The organism is Thermodesulfovibrio yellowstonii DSM 11347 (genome assembly GCF_000020985.1).
Taxonomy (GTDB): Bacteria; Nitrospirota; Thermodesulfovibrionia; order Thermodesulfovibrionales; family Thermodesulfovibrionaceae; genus Thermodesulfovibrio; species Thermodesulfovibrio yellowstonii.
In genome coordinates, this window is the sequence record NC_011296.1 from 314,212 (window position 1) to 338,701 (window position 24,490).

At 33.9% G+C, this 24,490-nt stretch carries 32 protein-coding genes; 20 read left to right on the forward strand and 12 right to left on the reverse strand.

Features of this window, described 5'->3' with window-relative positions; genetic code table 11:
• Positions 1-8: 8 nt before the first annotated feature.
• Genes THEYE_RS01585 through THEYE_RS01635 form a run of 11 tightly spaced genes read right to left on the reverse strand, consistent with a single transcriptional unit; the run spans position 9 to position 8,676 of the window.
• A complete protein-coding gene (locus THEYE_RS01585; protein WP_012545290.1) occupies positions 9-1,295 on the reverse strand; it encodes a DUF512 domain-containing protein in 1,287 nt (428 codons plus the stop codon).
• Complete coding sequence (locus THEYE_RS01590) at positions 1,285-1,824, reverse strand: CDP-alcohol phosphatidyltransferase family protein (RefSeq protein ID WP_012545392.1); 540 nt, start codon at positions 1,822-1,824, stop codon at positions 1,285-1,287. The genes THEYE_RS01585 and THEYE_RS01590 overlap by 11 nt, the downstream gene beginning before the upstream one ends.
• A 10-nt stretch (positions 1,825-1,834) precedes the next feature.
• Positions 1,835-2,857 (reverse strand): tetratricopeptide repeat protein, encoded by a 1,023-nt coding sequence (locus THEYE_RS01595; protein ID WP_012546019.1) that lies wholly within the window; start codon positions 2,855-2,857, stop codon positions 1,835-1,837.
• Positions 2,847-3,506 carry a ribulose-phosphate 3-epimerase gene (gene rpe, locus THEYE_RS01600; protein ID WP_012545731.1) on the reverse strand — a complete coding sequence of 220 codons (660 nt, stop codon included), beginning with the start codon at positions 3,504-3,506 and terminating at the stop codon, positions 2,847-2,849. The genes THEYE_RS01595 and rpe overlap by 11 nt, the downstream gene beginning before the upstream one ends.
• On the reverse strand, positions 3,503-4,000 hold the full coding sequence (locus THEYE_RS01605; RefSeq protein WP_012546118.1) for a PASTA domain-containing protein: 498 nt from the start codon (positions 3,998-4,000) through the stop codon (positions 3,503-3,505). Before THEYE_RS01605 ends, rpe begins: the two co-directional genes overlap by 4 nt.
• Complete coding sequence (locus tag THEYE_RS01610; protein WP_012546823.1) at positions 3,997-5,322, reverse strand: transcription antitermination factor NusB; 1,326 nt, start codon at positions 5,320-5,322, stop codon at positions 3,997-3,999. Before THEYE_RS01610 ends, THEYE_RS01605 begins: the two co-directional genes overlap by 4 nt.
• Complete coding sequence (locus tag THEYE_RS01615; protein WP_012545747.1) at positions 5,295-5,834, reverse strand: DUF116 domain-containing protein; 540 nt, start codon at positions 5,832-5,834, stop codon at positions 5,295-5,297. Before THEYE_RS01615 ends, THEYE_RS01610 begins: the two co-directional genes overlap by 28 nt.
• The gene (gene fmt / locus THEYE_RS01620) at positions 5,809-6,735 is read right to left on the reverse strand and encodes a methionyl-tRNA formyltransferase (protein WP_012546616.1); all 927 of its coding nucleotides are present in this window, start codon (positions 6,733-6,735) and stop codon (positions 5,809-5,811) included. The genes THEYE_RS01615 and fmt overlap by 26 nt, the downstream gene beginning before the upstream one ends.
• A gap of 8 nt (positions 6,736-6,743) precedes the next feature.
• Positions 6,744-7,241: a peptide deformylase gene (gene def / locus THEYE_RS01625; protein WP_012545479.1), complete on the reverse strand. Its 498-nt coding sequence runs from the start codon at positions 7,239-7,241 to the stop codon at positions 6,744-6,746.
• Positions 7,242-7,253: 12 nt separating this feature from the next.
• Entirely contained in the window at positions 7,254-8,204 is a 951-nt protein-coding gene (locus THEYE_RS01630) for an MlaD family protein (protein ID WP_012545262.1), read from the reverse strand.
• Positions 8,197-8,676, reverse strand: a complete 480-nt coding sequence (locus THEYE_RS01635) for a flavodoxin family protein (protein ID WP_012546329.1) — start codon at positions 8,674-8,676, stop codon at positions 8,197-8,199. Before THEYE_RS01635 ends, THEYE_RS01630 begins: the two co-directional genes overlap by 8 nt.
• A 131-nt stretch (positions 8,677-8,807) precedes the next feature.
• On the opposite strand from THEYE_RS01635, the gene THEYE_RS01640 reads away from it, so the two are divergent.
• Positions 8,808-10,346 carry an NAD(P)H-hydrate dehydratase gene (locus THEYE_RS01640; RefSeq protein WP_164924808.1) on the forward strand — a complete coding sequence of 513 codons (1,539 nt, stop codon included), beginning with the start codon at positions 8,808-8,810 and terminating at the stop codon, positions 10,344-10,346.
• A complete protein-coding gene (locus tag THEYE_RS01645) occupies positions 10,312-11,109 on the forward strand; it encodes a TrmH family RNA methyltransferase (RefSeq protein WP_164924809.1) in 798 nt (265 codons plus the stop codon). The genes THEYE_RS01640 and THEYE_RS01645 overlap by 35 nt, the downstream gene beginning before the upstream one ends.
• On the opposite strand, the gene THEYE_RS01650 is transcribed toward THEYE_RS01645, so the two are convergent.
• A complete protein-coding gene (locus tag THEYE_RS01650) occupies positions 11,057-11,407 on the reverse strand; it encodes a DNA-binding transcriptional response regulator (protein WP_021013189.1) in 351 nt (116 codons plus the stop codon). The genes THEYE_RS01645 and THEYE_RS01650 overlap by 53 nt on opposite strands.
• A 99-nt stretch (positions 11,408-11,506) precedes the next feature.
• Here THEYE_RS01650 and THEYE_RS01655 point away from each other — a divergent pair, with 99 nt between their 5' ends.
• The 18 genes from THEYE_RS01655 to lpxK all read left to right on the forward strand — a co-directional run bounded on the left by THEYE_RS01655 (position 11,507) and on the right by lpxK (position 24,397).
• Positions 11,507-11,830, forward strand: a complete 324-nt coding sequence (locus THEYE_RS01655; RefSeq protein WP_012545438.1) for a helix-turn-helix domain-containing protein — start codon at positions 11,507-11,509, stop codon at positions 11,828-11,830.
• 273 nt (positions 11,831-12,103) lie between these two features.
• Complete coding sequence (locus THEYE_RS01660) at positions 12,104-13,096, forward strand: IS110 family RNA-guided transposase (RefSeq protein ID WP_428985663.1); 993 nt, start codon at positions 12,104-12,106, stop codon at positions 13,094-13,096.
• Between the two features lie 391 nt (positions 13,097-13,487).
• Positions 13,488-13,931 carry a 50S ribosomal protein L9 gene (rplI, locus tag THEYE_RS01665; protein WP_012545246.1) on the forward strand — a complete coding sequence of 148 codons (444 nt, stop codon included), beginning with the start codon at positions 13,488-13,490 and terminating at the stop codon, positions 13,929-13,931.
• A complete protein-coding gene (dnaB, locus tag THEYE_RS01670; RefSeq protein ID WP_012546182.1) occupies positions 13,931-15,313 on the forward strand; it encodes a replicative DNA helicase in 1,383 nt (460 codons plus the stop codon). The genes rplI and dnaB overlap by 1 nt, the downstream gene beginning before the upstream one ends.
• Positions 15,314-16,123, forward strand: coding sequence for an AmmeMemoRadiSam system protein B (gene amrB, locus THEYE_RS01675; RefSeq protein ID WP_012545930.1), 810 nt, complete (start codon positions 15,314-15,316; stop codon positions 16,121-16,123). It abuts the gene before it with no gap.
• Positions 16,107-16,715, forward strand: a complete 609-nt coding sequence (mobA, locus tag THEYE_RS01680; RefSeq protein ID WP_164924810.1) for a molybdenum cofactor guanylyltransferase — start codon at positions 16,107-16,109, stop codon at positions 16,713-16,715. The genes amrB and mobA overlap by 17 nt, the downstream gene beginning before the upstream one ends.
• On the forward strand, positions 16,703-16,891 hold the full coding sequence (locus THEYE_RS01685; RefSeq protein ID WP_012545632.1) for a twin-arginine translocase TatA/TatE family subunit: 189 nt from the start codon (positions 16,703-16,705) through the stop codon (positions 16,889-16,891). The genes mobA and THEYE_RS01685 overlap by 13 nt, the downstream gene beginning before the upstream one ends.
• 2 nt (positions 16,892-16,893) lie before the next feature.
• Complete coding sequence (gene alr, locus THEYE_RS01690; protein WP_012545322.1) at positions 16,894-17,985, forward strand: alanine racemase; 1,092 nt, start codon at positions 16,894-16,896, stop codon at positions 17,983-17,985.
• Positions 17,982-19,172 carry a pyridoxal phosphate-dependent aminotransferase gene (locus THEYE_RS01695; RefSeq protein WP_012545898.1) on the forward strand — a complete coding sequence of 397 codons (1,191 nt, stop codon included), beginning with the start codon at positions 17,982-17,984 and terminating at the stop codon, positions 19,170-19,172. Before alr ends, THEYE_RS01695 begins: the two co-directional genes overlap by 4 nt.
• Positions 19,169-20,038: a GTPase Era gene (gene era / locus THEYE_RS01700; RefSeq protein ID WP_012546764.1), complete on the forward strand. Its 870-nt coding sequence runs from the start codon at positions 19,169-19,171 to the stop codon at positions 20,036-20,038. Before THEYE_RS01695 ends, era begins: the two co-directional genes overlap by 4 nt.
• A 13-nt stretch (positions 20,039-20,051) precedes the next feature.
• Positions 20,052-20,492 (forward strand): bifunctional nuclease family protein, encoded by a 441-nt coding sequence (locus THEYE_RS01705; RefSeq protein ID WP_206768428.1) that lies wholly within the window; start codon positions 20,052-20,054, stop codon positions 20,490-20,492.
• Between the two features lie 3 nt (positions 20,493-20,495).
• On the forward strand, positions 20,496-21,248 hold the full coding sequence (gene recO, locus THEYE_RS01710) for a DNA repair protein RecO (RefSeq protein WP_012545948.1): 753 nt from the start codon (positions 20,496-20,498) through the stop codon (positions 21,246-21,248).
• Complete coding sequence (locus tag THEYE_RS01715; protein ID WP_012545128.1) at positions 21,215-21,418, forward strand: hypothetical protein; 204 nt, start codon at positions 21,215-21,217, stop codon at positions 21,416-21,418. Before recO ends, THEYE_RS01715 begins: the two co-directional genes overlap by 34 nt.
• 129 nt (positions 21,419-21,547) lie before the next feature.
• A complete protein-coding gene (locus tag THEYE_RS10370) occupies positions 21,548-21,712 on the forward strand; it encodes a hypothetical protein (RefSeq protein WP_012546002.1) in 165 nt (54 codons plus the stop codon).
• Positions 21,713-22,303 (forward strand): MarC family protein, encoded by a 591-nt coding sequence (locus THEYE_RS01720; protein ID WP_012545352.1) that lies wholly within the window; start codon positions 21,713-21,715, stop codon positions 22,301-22,303.
• Positions 22,304-22,804, forward strand: coding sequence for a cob(I)yrinic acid a,c-diamide adenosyltransferase (gene cobO, locus THEYE_RS01725; protein ID WP_012546229.1), 501 nt, complete (start codon positions 22,304-22,306; stop codon positions 22,802-22,804). It begins immediately after the preceding gene.
• Positions 22,804-23,442, forward strand: coding sequence for a histidine phosphatase family protein (locus tag THEYE_RS01730; RefSeq protein WP_012545248.1), 639 nt, complete (start codon positions 22,804-22,806; stop codon positions 23,440-23,442). The genes cobO and THEYE_RS01730 overlap by 1 nt, the downstream gene beginning before the upstream one ends.
• Complete coding sequence (gene lpxK, locus THEYE_RS01735) at positions 23,429-24,397, forward strand: tetraacyldisaccharide 4'-kinase (protein ID WP_012546103.1); 969 nt, start codon at positions 23,429-23,431, stop codon at positions 24,395-24,397. Before THEYE_RS01730 ends, lpxK begins: the two co-directional genes overlap by 14 nt.
• Positions 24,398-24,490: the final 93 nt, after the last annotated feature.

Genomic DNA, 24,490 nt, shown 5'->3' on the forward strand with positions numbered 1-24,490 from the left:
ACCTTATGCTAAGTCAATTTGAAGACTGCATCCATAAGAGATTCTGGTTCAGGGCTTATTTTTAAGGCTCTAACCTGTAAAATCTTTTCAATATCACTCATTTTTAAATTATCAATAAACATATCTTCCGAATCTTTCATTGTAACATCAGGGACAAGAACTAAATCTCCTGGTTCAACATAGGAAGCTAAGCCTTTAATTATATCTTCGCCATTTAAGAGTCCAGTTACTGAAACAGTTTCACCAAAAAGATTATTTTTTATAGGATAAACATCAATGGGAATGTTTTTTCCCCTTAGCTTTTCAATAAACTGGATAAGATAAGGATAAAAAGAAGTCCCTGTAAAGGTCACAAATCTTTTTTTAAATTTTGCAGAAGGTATTTTTAGTTTCATTATTTTATTAATAAATAGAGGAACCATACCAACCCCATTTTCAATCTGAGGCAGATCATCATAGATAGTTAAAGGGGGAAACGGTTTTTCAGCTTTAATGTAAAATTCGTCTGCAAGATAAACAAAACTGACTCCGTGTTTTTTCCTAAATCTTTTCTGAAACATTTCAATAATTTTAATTACTTCTTCTGCTTTGTCTTTTGTTACAGGTGTCAGCCCGTTTTTATGATATTTTGTAAGTCCTACTGGAACAATGGCGATTGAAGATACGTAAGGATAAAGTTTATGAAGCTCTATGATTGTTTTTTCAAGTATTTTTCCATCATTTATTCCCGGACACAATACTATCTGTGTATGCATTCTGATTTTAATCTTTGCAAGTTTTTTAAGCTCAAGCATAATAGGTGGAGCTTCATAATTACCTAAAAGAGCATTCCTTATCTCAGGGTCTGTAGCATGAACAGAGATATAAAGAGGACTCAGTCTGAGTTTTTTTATTCTTTCATAGTCTTTTTGTGTAAGATTTGTTAATGTGATATAGTTGCCATAAAGAAAGCTTGCTCTGTAGTCTTCGTCTTTAACATACAAAGATTTTCTCAATCCTTTGGGAAGTTGTTCAACAAAGCAAAATAAACATTTGTTTACACACCTTTTTATCCTGAAAGGTGCTACTTCAATTCCTAAGGGCAATGCATTTTTATGAATATTAAAGCTTAGTTTTCTGCCATCTCTTTCAATTATAAGTTTAATAAATTCTTCATCTCCGTAAAACATTAAATCCAGAGCGTCTTTGACAGGATGCCTGTTTATTGAAATTATCTTATCTCCTGCTTTTATTCCTGCTATATAAGCAGGACTTTGGGGTAATATGGATTCAATTTTAACTCCTTTATTTATCATTTTTTAATCTTATAAGAATGTATTGAAATAACGAAATAATAGCAAGAAAACTTACCAAAAAATATCCAAAATCAGGCATAGAAGGGATAGAAAAGTTTGTTGAAAGAAGAATATAACCAAATATAATTACCTGCGAAGCATTACTTATTTTCCCAAGCATTGTTGGATTTGCTATTTTCTTTTTTCTTAAATACATTTCCAGCCATCCCATAGCTACAATAGCATCCCTTATGAATACCACAGAGAGAAACCATCGGGGAGCAAGTTCATTGATATAAAAAGTTATCATAATGCTTAAAAGAAGAAGTTTGTCTGCCAGAGGATCAAGAAAAATTCCAAATTTTGATATTTGATTAAACTTTCTTGCAATAATTCCATCAAGGCTGTCTGTTAATCCTGCTACAATCACAATTTTCAATGCAAGAGAATAGTCTTTTGAGTTCATTGCTATGATAAAAAATGGAACAAGAAATATGCGTAGAGAAGTTAGTATGTTGGGAATTGTTATTATTTTTGCATTTGCCATCATAAATTATACTCTATGGAATATTATAAGGTTGAGTATATTTACCTTTAAGCAAGCTTTGTGCATATTTTTTTTCAAGAGCAAAATCATACTTTTGAGTTTCATTAAATGCCTCTGAAAAATATTTTATAGCAAAAAATTTTTTTCTGTTCAGATAATGAATAATTCCTCTATGAAGTTTACAATATATAAGACCTCTGGGGTCCTTACATTTTTTAAAATTTTTCTCAGAATTTTTAATATACTGCAAAGCTACCGCATATTTTTTTCTTAAAATATTTATCATTGCCATGCTCCATAAAGTGTATGATGAACTTACAATATCTCCGATCCCACTGTAGATATTTATTGCTTTTTTAAAATTTTTCTCAGCATTTTTGTAGTCTCCTATCATTCTATATGCATTGCCAATGCCACAAAAAGAGTATGCCATACCAAATCTATCTTTGATTTTGTTAAATATTTGATTTGCCATTCTGTAATATCTCATTGAATCTTCATAATTACCATAAACTCTTAAGCTTCCACCAAGACCACAGTAAACATATCCAAGACTCTGATTATTTTTGAGTTTTTTAAATAGTGTTAGAGATTTATAAAAGGATTGTAATGATTTTTTTATTCTCCCTCCAAATCTCCATATAGCTCCTTCAGCCCAAAATGTAAATGCTATGCCTTTTTTGTCTTTATTTCTTTCATAAATTTTTCTTGCTTGTCTAATAAGTTTTAAAGCATCTCTCCACTGACCCATTGCCTTTTTTGAAAGCGCGAGTCCTGTTAAAGCATCTGCCATAGCAATTTTATTGTTTAAGATGTCTGAAAGTTCTATTGATTCACTGTAATAAAGCTCAGCATTTCTAAAGTTTCCAAGAATTCTGTTTAAGTCTCCAATAACTATTAAACAATCAAGCCCCAGTTCAACATCATTATTTTTAACTGCTTTTTTATAAATTTTTTTCCACAATTTCAGGGATTCTTTAAAATAACCATTCATTCTTAATTGTTCTGCTTTTTTTATTATTTCTTTAGTTTCCATATAACTCTTTTCTCAGTTGTTTCATGAATTTTTTATAGTCTTTTTGCTTAAAAAATGCTGAACCCATAACCAAAATATCTGCTCCTGCTTGAACAATTTTTTTTGCATTTTCAAGTTTCACGCCTCCGTCTACTTCTATGACTGTTTGAAGTTTATTTGACAAAATCATTTTTTTAGCTCTATTAATTTTATCAAGTGTAGAAGGAATAAATTTTTGACCTCCGAACCCTGGATTAACAGACATAATTAAAATTAAGTCAATATCATGAATAATTTCTTCAATTGAACTGAGAGAAGTAGCAGGATTTAAAGACACACCAACTCTGATACCAGATTCTTTTATCTGCCATACTGTTCGGTGCAGATGTGGACAGGCTTCAACATGAACTGTAAGAATGTCTGCTCCTGCTTTAACAAAATCTTCAATATATTTTTCAGGCTGTATGATCATTAAATGAACATCCAATGGAAGCATCGTTGCTTTTTTTACTGCCTCCACTATTAGAGGACCGATTGTTATATTTGGAACAAAGCATCCATCCATAACATCAATGTGAATCATATCTGCACCTGCTTGTTCTGCGTGTTTAACCTCTTCTGCAAGCCTTCCAAAATCAGCAGAAAGTATTGATGGTGCTATAAGTGTCACTTCTCTTCCTCCTTTTCTCCAATGCTGACAATTAATTTTATAGCCTTCCCTCCTTGTTGCGGCTCAGGTGACTGGGCAATAACTATGTTGTCAGGATATTTGTTTGAATGGATTTTAATAACTTTTTCAATAGGAATACCTTTCTCATTTAAAATTTTTTCAGCTTCTTCATAAGAAACTCCTCTTACATCTGGAAAGACTGTGAATTTTAATCCTTTACTCATAATTACTCCAACTTCTCTACCTTTCTTAACTTTTGTTCCTGCTGGTAGAGACTGTCTTGAAACTGTTCCTGTAGGGATATCGGAATACTCTTCCCCGTCAATTCTTATATAAAGTCCTTTTTCTTTGAGTATCTGATTTGCTTGAACAATATCTTTTCCTCTTAAGTCAGGAACTTCTATTGTCCCACCCGAAACAAAAAGGGTTAAAGAAAGATATCCAGCTAAAAAGCCTGCAAATATTGCTCCTGCTATGTATAAAATTTTTTTCATTTAATTCTTAAAAGTTTACCCATGAAAAATCCATCCATTCCATCTATATGTGGATATGTCCGTAATTTTTTTATACTACTAAATTCATCGTGTTTCTGTAAAAAGCTTTCAATTACTTCTTCTCCTTCCTCAGGCTCAGTTGAACATACTGAGTATACAAGAATGCCATTTTTAACTAAAAATTGTGAAACATTTTCAAGCATGAGTTTTTGAGTTTTTGAAAGTCTTTTAATTTCTTGCTCGTTTACTCTATATCTTACATCAGGATTTCTTCTTATAACTCCTGTTGAAGAGCAAGGTGCATCAAGAATAATTCTATCAAATTTATGAGTATTGAAGCCTAAGGAATCTAAATGTTTTTTTAAACTTATCTGACAGATATCTGCCAATATTGGTTGTATTTCAACATCAGGTAAAAACTTTTTAACTCGTGCTATATTTTCCTGTAAATTTTCTAACCTTTTTTTATTATTTTCAATACAGATAATAGTTCCTTTTTTAATTAATGCTGCTGTAAGAAGCGTTTTACCACCAGGACTTGCACATGCATCAAGAATACATGCACCTTCAAAGGGTTCTAAAAGAAAACACACAAGCTGAGAAGCCTCATCTTGAACAATCCAGAAAAAAGGCGATTCCTTTAAAGTTTTTCTTATTTCATATCCCTGTCCTTCAATTATTAAACCAGAAGCAACATGTTTTGAAAAGCTGACTTTAAACCCTTTTTGTGTAAAATATTCTCCTATCATTTGCCTTTCTTCAGGTTTTACAGCAATTGTAATCGGAGGTTTTTCATTGTTTGCTTTAAGTAGTGCTTTAACTTCATTTAGTTGAAATCTTTTAAGCCATCTTGTAATAAGCCATTCTGGATGTGAGTATACAACAGAGAGATTTTTATTATCAGTCTGCATTTGTTCAGTTATACGAAATATTTCATCTGCTTGATATTTCCTTAAAAAGTTTCTCAGTATAGCATTCACAACATTGGGTTTACCATTGAAAGATTTTTCAACATTTACTGTTTCATTTGCTACTGCATATGCAGGAATATGCATAAAAACTAATTGATAAATTGCGCATCTTAGATTATTTATCGTGTACATAGAAAGTTTTTCTCTACTTTTATAAAAGTCTTCTAAAAGCCAGTCTATATAATAGAGATTTCTAAGAACACCATAAATAACTTCAAGCAGAAAAGCTCTATCAGCTTTATCAAACATTGAAAGGATGTTTTCTGTAAGGGCAAATTTTAAAGGTTTTTTTGTTCCTACTACATTGTTTAAGACTTCTACAGCTACTTTTCTTGGTGATTTATAAACCATTTAAGTGCGTCCTCAATTTTTTGTAAACTTACTGTGGTATCAATACATGGGCCGAAGGGTCTTTCATTTAAAATTCCAATAACAGGAATTGGATAAGTATCAACTATTCCACTTGAGAGGTCTCTTTCACAGGCAACTGCGATAATTGCATCAGGTCTGACTTCCTTTACTACTTTTCTCGCAATTGTCCCTCCTGTTGCAATAGCGATTGAGATATTGTAAGTCTCTGCAATTTCAATTAAATTTTTTATTTTGCAGTTTCCGCACCTGCGGCATTTAAAAACATCAAATGTGAGCCTTACATCGCATTTTGAGTTTTGAATGCAGTGAGGAAGCAAAAGAAGTATTTTTTTCACATTTGCATTATCACGCATAACAAGAAGATTATTAAGCTTTACAATATATGCTTGAAATTCTGGTTTTTTTGATTTTAAAAATGCTCCTGCAAGCATCAAAACAGGATATAGAATTTTAAGGATAAAGCCTCTAAGAAAATGAGTCCATGCCTTCATTTATTTTTCTTCCAGAGATAAATTCTTTTGCTGTCATTATTTTTTTTCCTTCTGGCTGAATAAGCAGAATTCTAAGTAACCCTTCTTGTGTTCCTACAATTAATTCATTTTTAGCTTTGATAATCAGACCTGGTGCTGCATTGCCTTCTAATACTTCTGTTTTAATTATTTTAACTCTTTCATCTTTTAAAAAACTGTATGCACATGGCCAAGGATATGTTCCTCTAACAAGATTAAAGATTTTCCTTGCAGAATTATTCCAGTTAATTTTTCCATCATCTTTTTTAAGTTGGGGTGCATAGGTTATCTCACCAGTTTGAGGTTTGGGCGTAATAATCCCCTTCCTCATTTTATCAATTGTCTCAATAATTAATTCTGCCCCAACTACAGAGAGCTTTTCAGAAAGAGTCTCTGCATTATCTTCATCATTTATAGAAATTTCTTTTTGTAAAAGAATGGGACCTGTGTCAAGTCCTTCATCAATAATCATTGTTGTTACACCTGTTATTTTTTCTCCATTTATTAATGCCCATTGAATCGGTGCTGCTCCTCTGTATTTTGGTAAAAGCGAAGCATGAAGATTTATACAACCGTGTTTCGGTATCTCAAGAATTTCTTTTGGAAGTATCTTACCATAAGCAACAACTATAGCAAACTCAGGATTTAGCGATTTTAATTTTTTTATAAAATTATCATCCTTCATTTTTTCTGGTTGACAGAGAGGTAATCCACATTGTAGTGCAACTTTTTTAATCTCAGGTGCCTGAAGATTTTTTCCTCTTCCTTTTGGTTTATCAGGTTGTGTTACAACAAGCAATATTTTTTCGCCCCTTGAAATCAAAGCTTTGAGCGAAGGAACTGCAAACTCTGGAGTGCCGAAAAAAATTATTCCAGATGACATAATATATTTTATTTCTTTGTTTTGAATTTTTTTCTGAAAAGCTCTCTTTTAAGTGGGCTTATTTTATCAATGAGAAGAATGCCGTCAAGATGGTCTATTTCATGCTGTAAGGCTCTTGCCAAAAGTCCTGTTGCTTCTATTTCTATTTCTTTGCCATTCCTATCCAATCCTTTTACAATAACTCTTTCTTTTCTTTTAAGTCTTGTTGTAAAGCCTGGCAAACTTAGGCATCCTTCTTCAGAAAGAATTTCTCCCTCTGAGTCTGTTATCTCAGGATTAATCAACACTATAAGGGATTGGTTCTGTTCTCTGGGAGATGTATCAACAACAATAAGTCTTTTTAAAACACCAACCTGCGGAGCAGCTAATCCAATGCCATTGGCATTATACATTGTTTCAATCATATTATCAATGAGTTTTTGTAAGTCACCATTTATCTCAGAGATAGTTTCCGCTTTTTTCTTTAATACTTCATCAGGATATTTTTTTATCTCAAGGATTGCCATAAAAAATTATAACTAAAATACACTGAATTTGAAAAATTTTTTTGGATTTTTTTTGATTTCTTCTATTAATTCTTTAAGTTCTTTTATGCTTTGTCTTAAATCATCCGCCACAGTTTTATCATTCATAAGAAGTTTAAGTGTGCCTTCAGATTTTTCAATTTCTTGTAAAAGATTATCAAGTTTTTGAGAACTCTTAAGTAAAGTTTCATACAAAGAAGGGTCATTTATCATTTTGCCAAGACTTCCCTGCTGTGAAGATATTTTGTTTGAAGTTTCTTCAAAGTTTTTTAAAGCATTTGAGAGTCTTTGATAAAATTCTTTATCCCTTGCAATCATTCCAATACTTCCAGTTCTTATTTCTTCTACTGTTTTCTTAAGGTCTGAAACTGCTGAGTTTAAATTATTGTAAAGTGAAGGATCAGTAAGTAATTTGGGAATGGTTCCTTCAGATTTATCCACTTTTGTTATCAATGAATCAATTCTCTGAATCAAGCCTTCAATTTTACTCATTGTAGAAGCTGCAACTCCTATAATTTCTCTTACTTCTGTTTGAGGTGAGCCATATAGACCTTTTGATGCATCAAAACTTTCCGGAGAATCACCAGGAAATATTTCAATATATTTGTCACCAAGCAGACCTATTGTCTGAACAGTTGCCTTTGCATCTGATTTTAAATAGTTTAAAACATCCTTATCTATTGAAACTTTTACTACTGTACCGTGTTCTTTACTGAGTTTTATTTCTTGGACTGCTCCAATGTCAACTCCTGCAACTCTCACAGGAGCTCCTTTACGCAGTCCTTTGACATCTGTTATGTAAATATTGAGCGAAGTTCTTTGTTTAAAAAGTCCCTGTATCCCGCCTGAAAAAACTATTACAAAAAATATAATGAGCAGTGTAACTGTTATAACAATTCCAACTTTTAAAGATGCCCATTTGAGTTGTTTTTTTCTGTCAAACATTATTTATCCTGTTTAAAACCTCTACGTACTTATTCACCATTTCTGCTAATTCTCTTTCAATTCTTTCATCTGGTTTCCCGATTGAAACAGGACCATAATGACCGAGTCTTGTAAACCCAAGACAAAGACATCCATGAATCAAAAATGCTTTTAAAATATCAAGACATACTGTTTCTCCTCCACCACCAATCATTCCAGTTGATGTAAAAGCTGCGACCAGTTTTCCTTCAATTTTTCTGTAGTATTTGACACTTTCATCAATAAATTTTTTAACCTCTGCTGCCATTGTTCCAAAATAGTTAGGTGAACCAATGATATATCCATCATACTCTGTGAGGCTATCAATTTTTACTTCATCAACTCTTTTTAAATCAACATTAATTCCTTTGTCCGCAAGCCCCTGAGCAATTATTTTTGCCATTTTCTCTGTATTTCCTGTTCTTGAATAATAAGTAACAAGAACTTTTTTCATAATTCACCTCCATAACATTTTTTTTCATTTTATCATAATATACATGAATTTGCCATTAGAAATAGATTGCTAATAGCAATCTAAAATAGCGATGCTCTATTGCCAAACCTTAGTGTGCTATAATTATGATTATGAAAATTGTTACATCTCATGAAATGGCAGAAATTGACAAATTGACAATAGATTATTATGGAATCCCTTCAACAGTTTTAATGGAAAGAGCTGCATTAAGCATAGTTAAGCATGTGCTCAAATTTAATCCAGAAAATTTGATTATCCTCGCAGGACCGGGAAACAATGGCGGTGATGGTATTGCCTGCGGAAGAATACTTAAAAACAAAGTTAAAAATATAAAAATTTTTCAGCTTTTTCCTGAAGAAAAGCTTTCAGAAGACTGTAAACTCCAGCTAAGTGTGGCTAAAAAATTCGGGATTCCAATAGTTGTAGGCTATCCAGACAATGATCAAATAGATAAAGCTGACCTTATTATTGATGCTATTTTTGGGACAGGACTTAAAAGAGAAATTGAAGGCAAAGTTGCTGAGTTTATTGAGATTCTTAATTCATTTAAAAAACTTACGGTAGCTGTTGATATTCCATCAGGAGTATCCTCTGATACAGGAGAAATTCTTGGAGCGGCTATCAAGGCAAATTTGACAGTAACATTTGGACTTCCTAAAAGAGGACATTTGCTTTATCCCGGCAAAGACTACACAGGTGAGTTATTTATTGAAGATATCGGGTTTCCAGAAGAATTAACAAATAATGAAAACTTAAAAATTTCGCTTATTGAAAGAGAGTTTGCCCTGTCACTTATGCCTCCAAGACCTAAGTATTCTCATAAAACAAGATATGGACATGTTTTTGTAATTGCAGGTTCTACAGGGAAAACAGGTGCTGCAATGATGACCGCAAAAGCTGCACTTAGAGCAGGTTCAGGACTTGTAACAATGGCTGTTCCTGCAGCGCTAAAAGTTGTTTTTCAGAGTAAAGTTCTTGAAGAGATGATACTTCCTCTTCCATGCACAATGAATACTCTTTCAAAGCAAGCTTTACCAGAAATTATGGATTTTGTAAAAGAAAAAGCAAATTCCATTGCTTTTGGTCCGGGTGTTGGAGTCAATGAAGATATTGAAATTATTTTAAGAGAACTTATTTTAAACTCTTCTTGTCCAATTGTAATTGATGCTGACGGACTTACAGTTCTTAGCAAAATTCTTAATGTTTTAAAAGATGCACATTCAGAGATTGTTCTTACACCTCATCCTGGAGAGTTAAGCAGACTTATAAACATCCCAGTGAAGGATATTGAAAAACAAAGAATTGATATTGCTCAGAAAGTAGCTCAAGAGTTGAATGTAATTATTGTTCTTAAGGGAGTTCCTACAGTAATTGCAGAACCTCAGGGTAGAGTATATTTAAATACAACAGGAAATCCTGGAATGGCAACAGGTGGTTCAGGAGATGTCCTTACAGGTATTATTGCTTCACTTATTGGACAGGGACTATCTCCTCTTTATGCTTCTGTGTTTGGAGTTTATATTCATGGATTAAGCGGAGATATAGCATCTCGCAGGAAGGGATTTCATGGACTTATAGCAGGGGATATTATAGAAACCCTTCCAGAGGCATTCATTGAACTCACAGATGAAATTGATTCAGAGCCCTGAAAATCCTCTGATTAAAGAAATCAAAAAGATAAAAGAAACTCAGAGGAGAAAAATTTTTTTTGAAGGAGTTCATCTTGTAGAAACCTCTCTGGTTTCAGATTATGTTTTTACTGAAAAAGTTTTTGTTACAGAGAAATTTATTGAAAAACAAAAAAATTTTTTAGAAATTCTTCAGGAGAAAAAAATACCAGTAATAATAATATCAGAAAAAGTTGCAAAAACTATTTCTGATACAGTTACTCCTCAAGGAGTTTTTGCAATTGCTGATTTTAAAATTAAAAATATTAATGATTTATCAAATCCAACTTTTATTGTAATTGCTGATAGAATTCAGGACCCTGGTAATATTGGGACAATTATACGTGCTGCAGAAGCTTTTGGTGCAGAGGCTGTTTTAGTTACACATGGAACATGTAATCCTTTTTCAAACAAGGCTTTGAGAGCTTCAGCAGGAAGTATTTTTTTTCTTCCTGTAATAAAGGTTACAGTGAAAGAAATTGAAGAATTTGTTTCTAAATATGGACTTAATCTTGTAATAACAGATTTAAAGGCAACGATATCTTCGTTTAATATGGATTTTACAAAACCATTAGCAATTGTTTTTGGAAATGAATCTAAGGGAGTAAGTCAAGATTTAAGAGCAATAAAGCATACAAGTTGTAAAATTCCTCATAAGGGAAAAGCTGAAAGTTTGAATGTTGCTATGGCTGCTACAGCAATTCTTTATGAAATCCTTCGTCAACGATTTTTAAAATCTCCTTAAACTCATTAACAGAAAAAGGTTTATTAATGCAGAAAGCTTTTTCTTTTAAAACTTCTTCTTGAGGGCAATTTATAGTTGATGTTATTATAACAGGTCTATCTAAAGCTATTTCTGATATACGATCAAGAAGATTTAATTCCTTAATTGTTATATAATCAGCTATAATAAAATTATAGGTTGACCATGATTCTGTAATTATTGCTGTAGTTTCTGACTCGTAGCCCCATGCCCTAAGACATTCTGCGAGGAAATCTCTGACGAATCTATTATTTTCAATAATAAGAACTTTCTTACTCATAAAATATATTTTATACAACTTTTAATATATAAAGTCAACAATTTTGCAACTAAGAATTGATAGATTTTAAAAGGTTTTAAGTTTTAATGTTTTAAGTTGATGAAAATAGGTGAGATAATAAAAAGACTCAGAAAAGCAAAGGGATTTTCCCAGATGGAGCTTGCTGAAAAAATTGGAATAACCTATCAACAGCTTCAGAAGTATGAGAAGGGAAAATCAAAAATAACAGTAGACAGGCTTATTGATATAGCAAGAGCACTGGATGTGCCATTAAGTGCAATTTTATCTGAAATATACAAGAAAGAGAATATAGAGATTTATTCTGAAGAAGAAATAGTTTTTCTTGAGTATTTTAGAAAAATCTCAGACCCAGAGTTAAGAAAATCTTTTTTAAAAATTTTTGAACAACTTTCAAAGAAATAGAGGCTGTTCAATTACTAATTGTCATCGTATATTAAATAATGGAGGTTAAAGATCGTGGTGATGGTTTACAATTATAGAGGAGGAGTAAAAGTGAAGGAGAGGAAGAGCGAGTTGTCATTGGTCATGCAAGACCGTTCGGAATGTTGCTCCCTCTCCTTGCGCTTCCTGAACCTGAACGGGAACATCAGGTCTGGAACCTGTATTACTTACCACGATGATAGGTTAAAGGAAGTCCTCCGAAAAAATCAATATACTAATAAGGAGGGGTTTATAATGAGCACTTACAAAGTTTTCATAGGTATTGATGTATCAAAGAAGTATCTTAATGCAGCGATACTCAATGGAGACACTACAGTAACGTTTAAGAGCTTATATTGTCCAGAGGAATTTGAGAAGGAATTGAATAGGCATTTGAAAGAGATAGAAAAATCGGAGTTACTAATTGTTATGGAGCATACAGGGGTCTATCATCTAAGATTGGCTCATTATCTGTATGAGAGCGGATATAATGTAGGAGTGATTAATCCTTATTCAATGAGGAAATTTTTTGAGGCAAAGGGCAAGAGAGCAAAGACAGACAAAGTAGACTCCATAGTGATAGCTGAGTATGGGAGGCAATTTTTTGATGGGAAGCTATATAGACCTAAGACAGAGGCTCAGAAGCAAATAGAAACCCGGTTGAGGTTACTTGATGATTTTCAGAGGCAGATAAACATGGTTAAGAACCAGAGGGAAGCATTGAGCCATGTTCCTATGGAAGGCATCAAGAAAGTGCTAAGGTATTATGATGGGATAATAAAGGCACTGAGCAGTAGCATGAAAAAGGTAGAGAAAGAAATACAGAAGCTTTGCAGGGAAAAATTTAAGAAGCAGAGGGAATTACTTGAGAGCATACCTGGGATAAGTGACAGAGCGATAAGTGTAGTAGTATCAATGCTTAGGGGATTTGAGGGGTTTAGCAGAGCGAAGGAAGTAGGGAGTTTTGTAGGGATATGTCCCTCGCCGTATGAGAGTGGAGATACAGTGAGGGGGAGGGGAAGCATAATGAAGAGGGGCAACAGTTATGTGAGGAAGGTTTTTTATATGTGTACACTGTCAGCGATAAGGGTGAATGTATATTGCAAGGGATTATATGAGAGATTATTGAAAAAAGGGAAGTCAAAGAAGTTGGCATTGGTGGCAGTGGGGCATAAGTTGCTCAGGCAGTGTTTTGGAGTATTGAGAAGTGGGAAAGAATTCAATCCCAGTTTGGTAAAAAGCACTTGACAAAAGAACACGGAACATTCCGACGGGTCTCAATGACCCCATGAATCTCCTCCTTAAATCGGAGATAAGGAGATTCCTCGCAGACCCTTCGCCTACGGCTCAGGGCTCGCTTCGCTCGGCTCTGAATGACAGTCTTATTATGTCACCCCGAGCGTAAGCGAGGGGTCTCTTCCTTTGGAGGCGAGGAGATTCCTCGTCGCTTTGCTCCTGGGAATGACAAGAAGAGGAATGACAGATGGAGGTAATTGAAAAATTGCAAGGCTTGTGATTTATTGATTTTTAACAAATTACAAGTTTTTGAACAGGATAGAAATAAAAAACAGGGATAAACGATTAGCTAAAAATTATGGTATGATATATTAAGTTAAAAAATTTTTTGTAGGGAGGCAGAATGAAAGTAATTCTCAAAGAAGATGTTCATGGATTAGGCAGAGCAGGACAAACTATTAATGTAAAAGATGGATATGCAAGAAACTATCTTCTGCCAAGAGGACTTGCATTAATTGCAGATGAAAAAAACTTAAAAGTTCTTGAGTATCAAAAAAAGAAATTTGAGGAACAAGCAAAGAAGAAACGTCAGGATGCAGAATCAATAGCAGAGAGACTCAGTGCTCTTGAGCTTACAATTAAAGCAAAAGCTGGAGAAGATCAAAAACTTTTTGGCTCTATTACAGCAAAGGATATAGCAGAGCTTTTACAAAAAGAAGGTTTTTTAGTTGACAAAAAGCAAATCAATATTTCAGAGCCAATAAAAAGAGTAGGAGAGCATGAAGTAGAGGTCAAACTGCTTTCAAATTTAAGTGCAAAGTTAAAAATAAATGTAGTCGCAGAATAATGGCTTATTTAAAAGAGATAGAGAATTCTGTTGATAGACTTCCACCACAAAGCCTTGAAGCTGAACAGGCTGTGCTTGGTGCAATTATTCTTGAAGGCGAATCAATAACAAAGGCAATTGAAATAATCTCGCCAGAAGATTTTTATAGTGAGCGACACAGAAAAATATATCAAGCAATGCTGGAGCTTTTTGATAAAAATGAACCAATTGACCTTATCACCCTTACAGAGCATTTAAAGGACAAAGGAGAACTTGAAGAAACTGGAGGACTTGGTTATTTAAGCAATCTTGCAACAGTTGTTCCCACATCTGCGAACATAAGATATCATGCCAAGCTTATAAGAGAAAAGGCTCTTTTGAGGTCAGTTATTCGTGCTTGCACAGAGATTGTTACAAAGGTTTATGAAGAGCCTGAAGATGCTGAGGAGATGATTGATTATGCAGAAAGATTGATTTTTGAAATATCAGAAAAAAGAACAAATACAAGTTTTTATAATATGAAAGATGTTGTTAAGCAAACTTTCAAGATAATAGAGAGTATGTATGAGAAGAAGGCGGTAATAACAGGTGTTTCTTCAGGATTCAAAGACCTTGATGAGTTAACATCTGGCTTTCAACCTGGTGATCTGATAATTATTGGTGGAAGACCCGGAATGGGTAAAACAGCTTTTTCATTGAATATTGCCCAGCATGTTGGAATAGAGCTTGGTGAACCTGTTGCTTTTTTCAGTCTTGAGATGTCTAAGGAACAGATTGCAATGCGGCTTTTAAGTAGCATTGCAATGGTAAATTCTTCAGCTTTAAGGAAGGGATTTATCAGTAAGAGAGACTGGGAGCGAATTACAGATGCCGCAGTCAAGCTTAGCGAAGCTCCGATTTATATAGATGATTCATCTCAGATGAGTGTTCTTGAAATAAGGGCAAAGGCAAGAAGGCTTAAAATGGAAAAAGGTAGACTTGGATTGATTGTTATAGACTATCTTCAACTTATGCGAAGCAGAAATAACTATGATGTAAGAGAACAGGAAATAGCTGATATATCTCGTTCACTTAAAGCTATGGCAAAGGAGTTAAAAGTTCCTGTTATTGCATTGAGTCAGCTTAATCGTTCAGTTGAAAAAACTTCTGATAGAAGACCTACTCTGGCAAACTTGAGAGAATCTGGAGCTATTGAGCAAGATGCTGATGTAATAATCTTTCTTTACAGAGATGAGGTATATAACAAGAAAAATCCTGCTAATAAAGGGAAAGCTGAAGTAATAGTGGCGAAACAAAGAAACGGACCTACTGATATAGTTTATCTTACATTCCTGAATGATTACACAAGATTTCTTGACTATACAGACAAATATATGGGAACAGAGATAGAAGAGGAAGTATAAATGATTAAGAGACGACCTTCAGTAGCAGGATATTTTTATCCATCAAATTCAAAAGAACTTTTACAGGAAATTGAAGAATACATGCCTACAACCCTTAAAATAGATGCTTTTGGAGCAATATGTCCTCATGCGGGTTATGTTTATTCTGGCAGTGTTGCAGGTGCTGTGTATTCAAAACTTAAACCAAAAGAAATATTTATTCTTATAGGTCCGAATCACACTGGCTATGGAGAAAATGTTGCTTTAATGACAGAGGGAGAATGGGAAATTCCTCTCGGTAGCATAAAAATTCATAGTGAACTTGCAAAAAAAATTATTGAAAAAAGCCCTCTTGCCAAAGATGATATACATGCTCATCTTCATGAACATTCACTGGAGGTTCAGCTTCCATTTATTTATAAACTCAATCCAGAAGCTCAAATTGTGCCGATAACATTAAAGATGCTTTCCCTTAAGGATTGTTTGAGTTTAGCACAAGGCATTGTTTTAGCAGTGAATGAGCTTAATTTTAGAGATAAGGTTGTTGTAGTTGCAAGCACAGATATGAGCCACTATTTGCCTGATGAACTTGCAAGGAAAGTTGATTCTTTAGCAGTTGAAAAGATTAGACATTTTGATCCAGAAGGACTTTATAATACAGTATTAGAACATGGAATATCCATGTGCGGTTTTGTTCCCACTGTAACGATGCTTTATACTACAAAACTTCTTGGAGCAAAAGAGATTCAGGTGATAAAATACACAACCTCTGCAGAAGTAAGCAGAGACTACGATAAAGTTGTAGGATACTTAGGTGCAATTGTTTACTAAAATTCCTCTTACTGCAGCTATTCTTGCAGGTGGTAAATCTTCAAGAATGAAACGGCAGAAATGTCTTCTCTCTTTTGACAATGAAAAAATAATTGATATGATTGTAACAAAGCTGAAGGACATTTTTGAGGAGCTTTTCATTGTAACAAACTTCCCTGAGCTTTATTTCTATACAGGCATTACTTTATTGGGAGATATATATCCTTTTAGAGGACCTATGTCAGGAATACATGTGGCAATCAAAAATTCAAAACATGATATATTTGCTTTTGCCTGTGATATGCCTTTTGTAAAAGGGGAAGTTATTTGCGCTCTCTCGGAGAAACATATAAAGGAAGCAAATACTGCTACAGTTCCATCATATAATGGTAAAATTTATCCTTTACCTGGAATTTATTCCAGAAAACTTCTTGATGAACTGGAGAAATTGCTTTTGGAAGATAAACTAAGTATGACCAAATTCCTTAATGATATTGGTGCAGAAATAGTAGAAGTTGCAAATTTAGACAAAGAAGGATTATCTTTTATTAATATAAACACAGAGGAAGATTTAGAAAATTTAAAAAAGGGGGGCATAAAATGTTTGGATTAGGCACACAGGAATTATTGATTATCCTTGTTATAGTAATTGTTCTCTTTGGAGCAACGAGACTACCTCAGATTGGCAGGGGAATTGGTGAAGCAATAAAGAATTTCAAGAAAGCAACGAGCGAAAAAGATGAAATTGATGTGACTCCAAAAAAGGATAATACTGAAGAGAAAAAATAAATGTGAGCAGATTTCTACAAGCAGAAATTAATTTAAAAAGTCTCATTCACAATTTCTCCAAAATTAAAGCTCACCTGAGAAATACAAGGGTATCCTGTAAAATAATTGCTATTGTTAAAGCAGATGCTTACGGACATGGTGCAGTTGAAGTTGCTCGTGTATTTGGACTTCTTGGAGTAGATTATCTTGGTGTAGCTTTTTCTGAGGAGGCTATTGTTCTAAGGGAAGCAGGGATAAAAGTCCCCATCATTGTGCTTTTTGACAGGGAAATAGAAGGCGTTTTTAAATACAATCTTATTCCAGTAATATTTGACTACAGACAAGCAGAGTTTTTATCTAAGGAAGCATCTCGTCGTGGGGTGATTCTTCCTGTTCACATAAAGGTTGAAACAGGAATGGGAAGGCTTGGTATATATGAAAATCCCTGTGAAACAATTAAAAAGATTGCACAGTTGGACAACTTAAAAATAGACGGAGTAATGAGTCATTTTTCCCGTGCAGAAGACCTTGAATGGACACAGGAACAGATGAAAAAATTCAGTAAAATAAGGGAATTTCTTCATAATTTAGGAATGAAACCTCTTTTCCATATAGCCAACTCTCAGGGATTGAATTATAAAGAAGCTTTATTTGATGCAGTAAGACCTGGGCTTATGCTTTATGGATATGGGGCAGAGGGCTTTATCCCATGTATGACTGTTAAAACAAAGCTTCTTGATATAAGAAAACTTCCTAAAGGAACACCAATTAGCTATGGAGGCACTTTTGTAACAAAGAAAGATAGCCTGATTGGTGTCATACCTGTTGGCTATGCAGATGGATATTTCAGGAGTCTCAGCAATAAAGCAGAGGTCATTGTAAGAGGTAAAAGGGTTCCTGTTGTTGGAACAGTATGTATGGACTTAACAATGATTGATTTAACAGATATTCAAGAGGTACAAATTGATGATGAGGTAATTCTTCTTGGCAAAACAGGCAGTGAAGAGATTACAGCATCGCATATAGCTCAATGGGCGGGAACAATACCCTATGAAGTGCTCACATCCTTTGGAGGCAGAGCACGGAGAAAATATATAATGGAGGAGGAAGAATGATAGCTGAAAGAACAAAAAAGGTTAAACCTTCACCTACTCTTGCAGTGGATTCAAAAGCCAAGGAATTGAAAGCCAAAGGATTTGATGTAGTAAATTTTGGAGTAGGAGAACCTGACTTTGACACTCCAGAACACGTTAAAGAAGCAGCAATAAAAGCAATAAGGGATGGATTTACAAAGTATACACCAGTTGGCGGAATAGATGAACTTAAAGAGGCAATTATTGATAAACTGGAAAGAGATAACGGACTTAAATATGGAAAAGAAAATATTCTTGTATCCTGCGGAGCAAAGCATTCTCTTTATAACATTGCTCAGGCATTGTTTGGACCAGGGGATGAGGTTATGATTCCTTCTCCTTATTGGGTTTCCTATCCTGATCAGGTTCTCATAAATGATGCCCAGCCTGTAATTGTAGAAACCTATGAAGAGGACAACTTCATGCTTCAGCCAGAGGTTCTTGAAAATAAGATTACACCAAAAACAAAGGCGCTCATTCTTAATTCACCTTCTAATCCAACAGGGTTTATTTATAGTAAAAAAGTTTTAGAAAAAGTCGCAGAGATAGCTTTGAAACATAATATTTATATTATTTCCGATGAAATATATGAAAAACTTATATATGACGATGAAAAACATATAAGTATAGCTTCTCTTGGAGAAGAGATAAAAGAAAAAACCATAGTGGTAAATGGATTGAGCAAGTCTCATGCAATGACAGGTTGGAGAATTGGTTATGCTGCAGGTCCTGTAGAAATAATAAAGACAATGACAAAAATTCAAAGTCAGTCTACATCTAATCCCACATCAATAGCTCAAAAAGCTGCAGTTGCAGCTCTTAGCGGTCCTCAGGACTGTGTTGAAAAGATGAGGCAGGAGTTTGAGAGAAGAAGAAACTATCTTGTAGCGGGATTAAACAGTATCGGAGGAATATCCTGCAAAATGCCAAAGGGAGCTTTTTATGCTTTCCCTAATATTAGCAAAGTGCTTGGCAAAAAAGTTTCTAATAATCAAATAAACTCATCAATGGATCTAAGCATATATTTACTTGAACAAGCTAAGGTTGCTCTTGTTCCAGGGTCTGCTTTCGGAGCAGAAGGCTATATAAGAATATCTTATGCAACAAGCATGGAAAATCTATCCAAAGGCATTGAAAGAATCCGTAAAGCATTGGAAGAACTTAAATGAAATGTGGATATGTTGCATTAATTGGTAGACCTAATGTAGGCAAGTCAACGCTTATTAATACAGTTATTGGTGAAAAGGTTTCAATTGTAACTGAAAAGCCTCAGACAACAAGAAATAGAATCACCGGAATTAAAAATCTTCCTAATGCACAGATTATATTTATTGATACACCAGGGATTCATAAGCCAAGACATAAACTTGGTGAGTTTATGGTTAAAGAAGCTCAAGAAGCAATGGATATGGTTGACTTAATAGTGTTCATGGTAGAGCCCGAAGCACCGGGAAATGATGAACTTTCAATAATTGAAAGACTGAAAAAGCTTAATAAACCTGTTATTCTTGCAATTAATAAGATAGATACTGTAGCAAAACAGAATCTTCTTCCATTAATAGAGCTTTATAATGATCTTCATCCATTTCAGGAAATTATTCCAATTTCTGCACTTAAAAAAGATGGAATTGAAAGATTAGTTGAAAGAATTATTTTTTATCTGCCAGACTCTCCCATTCTTTATCCTGAAGACATGCTTACTGACCAGGCAGAACGGTTCATGGTTGCTGAGTTTATAAGAGAAAAAATTATGAAATATACACATGATGAAATACCCTATTCAGTTGCAGTTGATATTGAAAGATGGGAAGAAACAGAAAAATTAATCTCCATAGGAGCAAATATTTATGTTGAAAGAGAAGGTCAAAAAATTATTATAATAGGAAAAAAGGGCGAACGATTGAAAAAAATTGCAACAGAGGCAAGACTTGATATTGAGAAATTTTTAGGAACAAAGATTTTTTTGGAAGTATGGGTTAAGGTTAGGAAAAAATGGAGACAGAAAGACATGTTATTGAAATCACTGGGGTATTGAGATGTTGATTGAGATGAAAGTAGAAGGATTGCTTTTTGACCCAAGAAGTGGAATGTATATTTTACTTCTTCAGCAAGTAGATGGAGAAGAAACCCTTCCGATTTGGATTGGTAAACCCGAGGCAGATTCAATTGCTCTTGCACTGGGCAAGGTGCTAACGCCAAGACCTTTAACCCATGATTTGATAAAAAATATTCTTGATGAACTTGAGGTTCGTATTACAAAGGTTGTTATAACTGACTTGATTGACAATACTTACTATGCCTTAATATATACACACGATGGTATTAGAGAAAAAACCATTGATTCCCGTCCTTCTGACGCAGTCGCCATTGCTTTAAGAGTTCAGGCACCCATATTTGTTGAGGAAGGCATATTTGAGTTGAGAAAGGCTGATGAACTGGAAGAGTGGCTTAAAAATCTCAAGCCAGAAGACTTTGGCAATATCATGTAGTGAATGCACTATAGCACAGAAGCCATTGTCCTAAAGAACATTCCCTATGGTGAGGCGGATTTAATAGTAACTTATCTTACGAAGAATTATGGCCTTTTGAATCTTTTTGCTAAAAGTCCTCGTAAAATAAAAAGTAGATTTGGAAGTTCCCTTGAGCCTTTGACCTATTCCCAAATATCTTTTATTGGTAAAGAAGATAATCTTCAAAAGATTATTCAATCAGATATTATCCATCCTTTTCAGACAATCAGAGAAAACTACAGATTATTTCTACAGATAGCTAATGCTCTGAGATTTTTAATACAGGCTCTACCTAAGAAAGAACCAAATAGTGAACTTTTTTATCTCCTGCTTAATACGCTTCTTTATTTAGAAAAAAGAATAAAACCTGACAACTATATCCTCTTTCTAAAAGTTAGGGGATTAAGTATTTTGGGCTATCTTCCTGATTTTAAAAACTGTGGAGTTTGCAGACAAGAGTTAAAAGAAGAATTTTATTATTCCAGCGGATTTATTATCTGTAAAAAATGTTCTTCTTCATATCATTATTCATCTTCAGCTCTACCTATCCCTATATCTCAGGGAGTTATAAAACTGCTTAAGGAAATATCAACATGGACATTGAATTTTTTAGAAAGAGTAAAAATTTCGGATAAACTATTCAATGAAATGGAAAAATTTCTTCAGAACCATATTTTTACAGTCTTAGGGTATAATAAGACATGGGATACAGAGAAAAATATTACAGCCTCATAGAGAAACTTAAACAAGAGATAATAGAGTTCTGCGGATATAGGTTCATCAGTTTGGTAATTTTTGACTCAGTTGCCTCAGATAGATTCAGCCCTGCCAGTGATATTGATAAAGATAAATTTCCTGAAGGAATACATTTTAATTTGTCTAAAATTGCTGAAATATCTAAGTGATTAAAAAAAGAAAGAGTCTGAGGAATATACAAAAGAAGATACTTTGAAAGCTATTGAGGGAGCTAAAATAGTTATTGAGACTGCAAGAAAATTTATCAAAATAAATATAGAATATAGGAGGAGGATAACATGAAGGAACAGCAAAAACCAATGTGCATAATCTGTGCATGGAGAGCTACATGCCAAAAGCAGTTTTCCCTTAAAGCAGGGCAGAAATGTCCTGATTTTGTAAAGGATGTTACAGTGAAAATTGAAGAAGAGGAAGAAAAAGAAAAGGAACAAGAACAAAAATAAGTGGAGATTTTAAATACATTTTTACTTACATTTATACCCCTTTTTGTCGCGATAGATGCGCCAGGAATTCTGCCTTTGTATATTTCTTTGGTTGAAGGAGTTCCTGATAAAGAAAGAAAACACATTGCCCGTCAGTCAGTAATAACAGCATTTTTAGTAGGAACATTATTTCTCTTTCTTGGAAATTTTATATTCTCACTTCTTGGAATAAAACTTGAAGATTTTATGATAGCAGGAGGAATTCTTTTATTAATTCTTTCAATTTCAGATATTTTAAGAGTAAAAGAAAAAGAACTTACGATTAGTGATACACTCGGAGTTGTTCCAATTGGTACTCCTTTACTTGCAGGTCCTGCAACGCTCACAACTTTAATCATTCTTGCAGGAAACTATGGATATCCAATTGTAATTTTTTCACTTTCTCTGAATCTTTTGATTGCATGGGTAATGCTTGAAAAAGCAGAGTTTGTAATAAAAGTCATGGGAATTCATGGAATAAAAGCCTTTGCTAAAGTAATGGCACTTCTTTTAAGTGCAATTGCTGTAAGTCTTATTAAAAAAGGATTAACGAAGATTTTAGGAGTAAACTAAATGATTCATGTTTACACAGGTGATGGAAAAGGTAAAACAACAGCAGCAGTAGGGCTCGCTATAAGAGCAATTGGTAATGGTTTTAGAGTATTATTTGTTCAATTCATAAAAGGAGTTCACACAGGAGAGATTGAGATATTTCAAAAATTTCCAGAACTGATTGAGATTTACCGCTGTAGCACAGGTTTTGTATATAAAACTCCTGAAGAGTCTCAGATGGAAACTGTGAAAGAATGTGTTAAAGAAATTGAAAAAAAGCTTGAAAAAAATACCTATGATATGGTTGTTTTTGATGAACTTTCTGTTGCATTGAGCATCGGATTACTCAGCCGTGAAGATGTTGAAAGATTGATTCAGCTTTCAAAAAAAGCAGAGCTTATAATTACTGGCAGAAATGCTCCAGACTGGCTAATTGAACGAGCAGACCTTGTTACTGAAATGAAGAAAATAAAACATTACTTTGACAGAGGAATAAAAGCAAGAAAAGGGATTGAATACTGATGAATCCAACTCTGGTTATCTATCTATTAAGACACGGAGAAACAGAAGGACCGAAAAAGGTTTACAAAGGACACATTGATGTTCCTCTCAGTAAAATAGGGGAAAAGCAGGTGGAAAAAGTTGCGCAGTTTTTAAAAAACTATATAAAAAAATACGAACTTCAACCAAAGATTATTTATTCTTCACCTCTTAAAAGAGCTGTAACTTCAGCTGAGATTTTAAGTAGAGCGCTTTTAGTTGAAGTTAAATCAAAGAATATTCTTAAAGAGAGAAACTTTGGAACATGGGAAGGATTAAGCATTAATGATATAGTATCCCTATATCCTGAAGAATTTGAAAGATGGAGAAGAGATCCTCTTAGGTTCTGTCCTCCTCAGGGAGAAAGTACAATACAGGTAAGTAAGAGAGCCAGTGATGCGTTAAAAGAAATTTTGAAAAATCATAATGGTAGTCAAATTTTTATAACAGCTCATGGAGGAATAAATAGGGTTATATTATGTAATATTCTTGGTATGCCTCTGGAAAATATCTTCAGGATTGAGCAGGAATTTGCCTGCGTTAATATAATTGAATTTTATGAATCCCAGCCTGTTGTTAAGCTTATAAATGGAGTTTTCTGGAGGGATGAATATTTTTGAGAGAATTTATTTATTTTTTTATTTAAGAAAGAAGAAAAAAGATTTAAAGAGTCAAAAAAAACTACCCTTTCCTGTAATAAGCGTTGGAAATTTGACAGTTGGAGGCACTGGGAAAACCCCATTTACAATAGCCCTTGCTAAGGAGCTAAAAAAAAGAGAATACAAGCCCATTATTCTTACAAGAGGCTACAGAGGTAGACTTAAAGGTCCATTAGTGGTGACAGAGGAGATGATTGCTCGGGATGTTGGAGACGAACCTCTTATGATGGCTATGGAGGGGCTTATAGTGATAAAATGCCCTGACAGATACAGTGGTGGAATTTATGCAATTGAAAAATTAGGCTTTACTGACAAAGGCAGAGCGGTTTTTATAGTTGATGATGGATTTCAGCACTGGAAGCTTTACAGGAATGTGAATATTTTACTTATTGACGGATTTAAAGGATTTGGCAATTGTTGTTTAATTCCATGCGGTCCTCTCAGGTCGCCCCTCACCGAGATTACAGAGGCAGATATGGTTTTTATAACCAAAAAGGAAAATAATACAATCTATCAGCATATCAAAGATATGGGAATAAAAGAGGTCTATTTCGCTCCTTTTAAAGTTGAAGGAATAATCAGCATGGATGGTAGAAAAATTGAACCAGCAGGGCAGAAAGTTTTTGCCTTTGCAGGGATTGGGAACTTTCAAGGTTTCTTAACCCTTTTAAATGGTGTCGGATTTAAAGTTGGCAGATATAAAAAATTTATTGACCATAAAAAATACAGTGAAACAACATTAAAAAAGATTTTGAATCTTGCAGCAGAGGCTGAAGTTCTTGTTACAACAAAAAAAGATTTTGTAAAAATTAAAGATTTTAGCAATTTACCGGATAGTCTCTGCTATATGGAAATCTCTATGGAAATAAATAGCCAAACCGTTGACAAAATTATGGATTTAATGCATAATTGCTAATATGATAGATATATGTGAATTTTTTGAAGAATTAAAAGAAACTCTTGAGCCTAAATGCATCGGAATGAGAGGTCATTGAAGAATATTCTGAGC

Excerpts from the sequence above, each read along its gene's own strand:
- THEYE_RS01650 (WP_021013189.1), bottom strand. The coding sequence starts at position 11,407 with ATGAGTAAGAAAGTTCTTATTATTGAAAATAATAGATTCGTCAGAGAT.
- dnaB (WP_012546182.1), top strand. The coding sequence starts at position 13,931 with ATGGCTTATTTAAAAGAGATAGAGAATTCTGTTGATAGACTTCCACCA.
- cobO (WP_012546229.1), top strand. The coding sequence starts at position 22,304 with ATGATTCATGTTTACACAGGTGATGGAAAAGGTAAAACAACAGCAGCA.
- lpxK (WP_012546103.1), top strand. The coding sequence starts at position 23,429 with ATGAATATTTTTGAGAGAATTTATTTATTTTTTTATTTAAGAAAGAAG.
- THEYE_RS01685 (WP_012545632.1), top strand. The coding sequence starts at position 16,703 with ATGTTTGGATTAGGCACACAGGAATTATTGATTATCCTTGTTATAGTA.
- THEYE_RS01610 (WP_012546823.1), bottom strand. The coding sequence starts at position 5,322 with ATGGTTTATAAATCACCAAGAAAAGTAGCTGTAGAAGTCTTAAACAAT.
- amrB (WP_012545930.1), top strand. The coding sequence starts at position 15,314 with ATGATTAAGAGACGACCTTCAGTAGCAGGATATTTTTATCCATCAAAT.
- THEYE_RS10370 (WP_012546002.1), top strand. The coding sequence starts at position 21,548 with ATGAAGGAACAGCAAAAACCAATGTGCATAATCTGTGCATGGAGAGCT.
- THEYE_RS01630 (WP_012545262.1), bottom strand. The coding sequence starts at position 8,204 with ATGTTTGACAGAAAAAAACAACTCAAATGGGCATCTTTAAAAGTTGGA.
- THEYE_RS01640 (WP_164924808.1), top strand. The coding sequence starts at position 8,808 with ATGAAAATTGTTACATCTCATGAAATGGCAGAAATTGACAAATTGACA.
- fmt (WP_012546616.1), bottom strand. The coding sequence starts at position 6,735 with ATGTCATCTGGAATAATTTTTTTCGGCACTCCAGAGTTTGCAGTTCCT.
- def (WP_012545479.1), bottom strand. The coding sequence starts at position 7,241 with ATGGCAATCCTTGAGATAAAAAAATATCCTGATGAAGTATTAAAGAAA.
- THEYE_RS01585 (WP_012545290.1), bottom strand. The coding sequence starts at position 1,295 with ATGATAAATAAAGGAGTTAAAATTGAATCCATATTACCCCAAAGTCCT.
- THEYE_RS01660 (WP_428985663.1), top strand. The coding sequence starts at position 12,104 with ATGAGCACTTACAAAGTTTTCATAGGTATTGATGTATCAAAGAAGTAT.
- recO (WP_012545948.1), top strand. The coding sequence starts at position 20,496 with ATGCACTATAGCACAGAAGCCATTGTCCTAAAGAACATTCCCTATGGT.
- THEYE_RS01605 (WP_012546118.1), bottom strand. The coding sequence starts at position 4,000 with ATGAAAAAAATTTTATACATAGCAGGAGCAATATTTGCAGGCTTTTTA.
- era (WP_012546764.1), top strand. The coding sequence starts at position 19,169 with ATGAAATGTGGATATGTTGCATTAATTGGTAGACCTAATGTAGGCAAG.
- THEYE_RS01655 (WP_012545438.1), top strand. The coding sequence starts at position 11,507 with ATGAAAATAGGTGAGATAATAAAAAGACTCAGAAAAGCAAAGGGATTT.
- THEYE_RS01590 (WP_012545392.1), bottom strand. The coding sequence starts at position 1,824 with ATGATGGCAAATGCAAAAATAATAACAATTCCCAACATACTAACTTCT.
- THEYE_RS01635 (WP_012546329.1), bottom strand. The coding sequence starts at position 8,676 with ATGAAAAAAGTTCTTGTTACTTATTATTCAAGAACAGGAAATACAGAG.
- THEYE_RS01595 (WP_012546019.1), bottom strand. The coding sequence starts at position 2,857 with ATGGAAACTAAAGAAATAATAAAAAAAGCAGAACAATTAAGAATGAAT.
- THEYE_RS01715 (WP_012545128.1), top strand. The coding sequence starts at position 21,215 with ATGGGATACAGAGAAAAATATTACAGCCTCATAGAGAAACTTAAACAA.
- THEYE_RS01615 (WP_012545747.1), bottom strand. The coding sequence starts at position 5,834 with ATGAAGGCATGGACTCATTTTCTTAGAGGCTTTATCCTTAAAATTCTA.
- THEYE_RS01730 (WP_012545248.1), top strand. The coding sequence starts at position 22,804 with ATGAATCCAACTCTGGTTATCTATCTATTAAGACACGGAGAAACAGAA.
- THEYE_RS01695 (WP_012545898.1), top strand. The coding sequence starts at position 17,982 with ATGATAGCTGAAAGAACAAAAAAGGTTAAACCTTCACCTACTCTTGCA.
- rplI (WP_012545246.1), top strand. The coding sequence starts at position 13,488 with ATGAAAGTAATTCTCAAAGAAGATGTTCATGGATTAGGCAGAGCAGGA.
- THEYE_RS01705 (WP_206768428.1), top strand. The coding sequence starts at position 20,052 with ATGAAAGTAGAAGGATTGCTTTTTGACCCAAGAAGTGGAATGTATATT.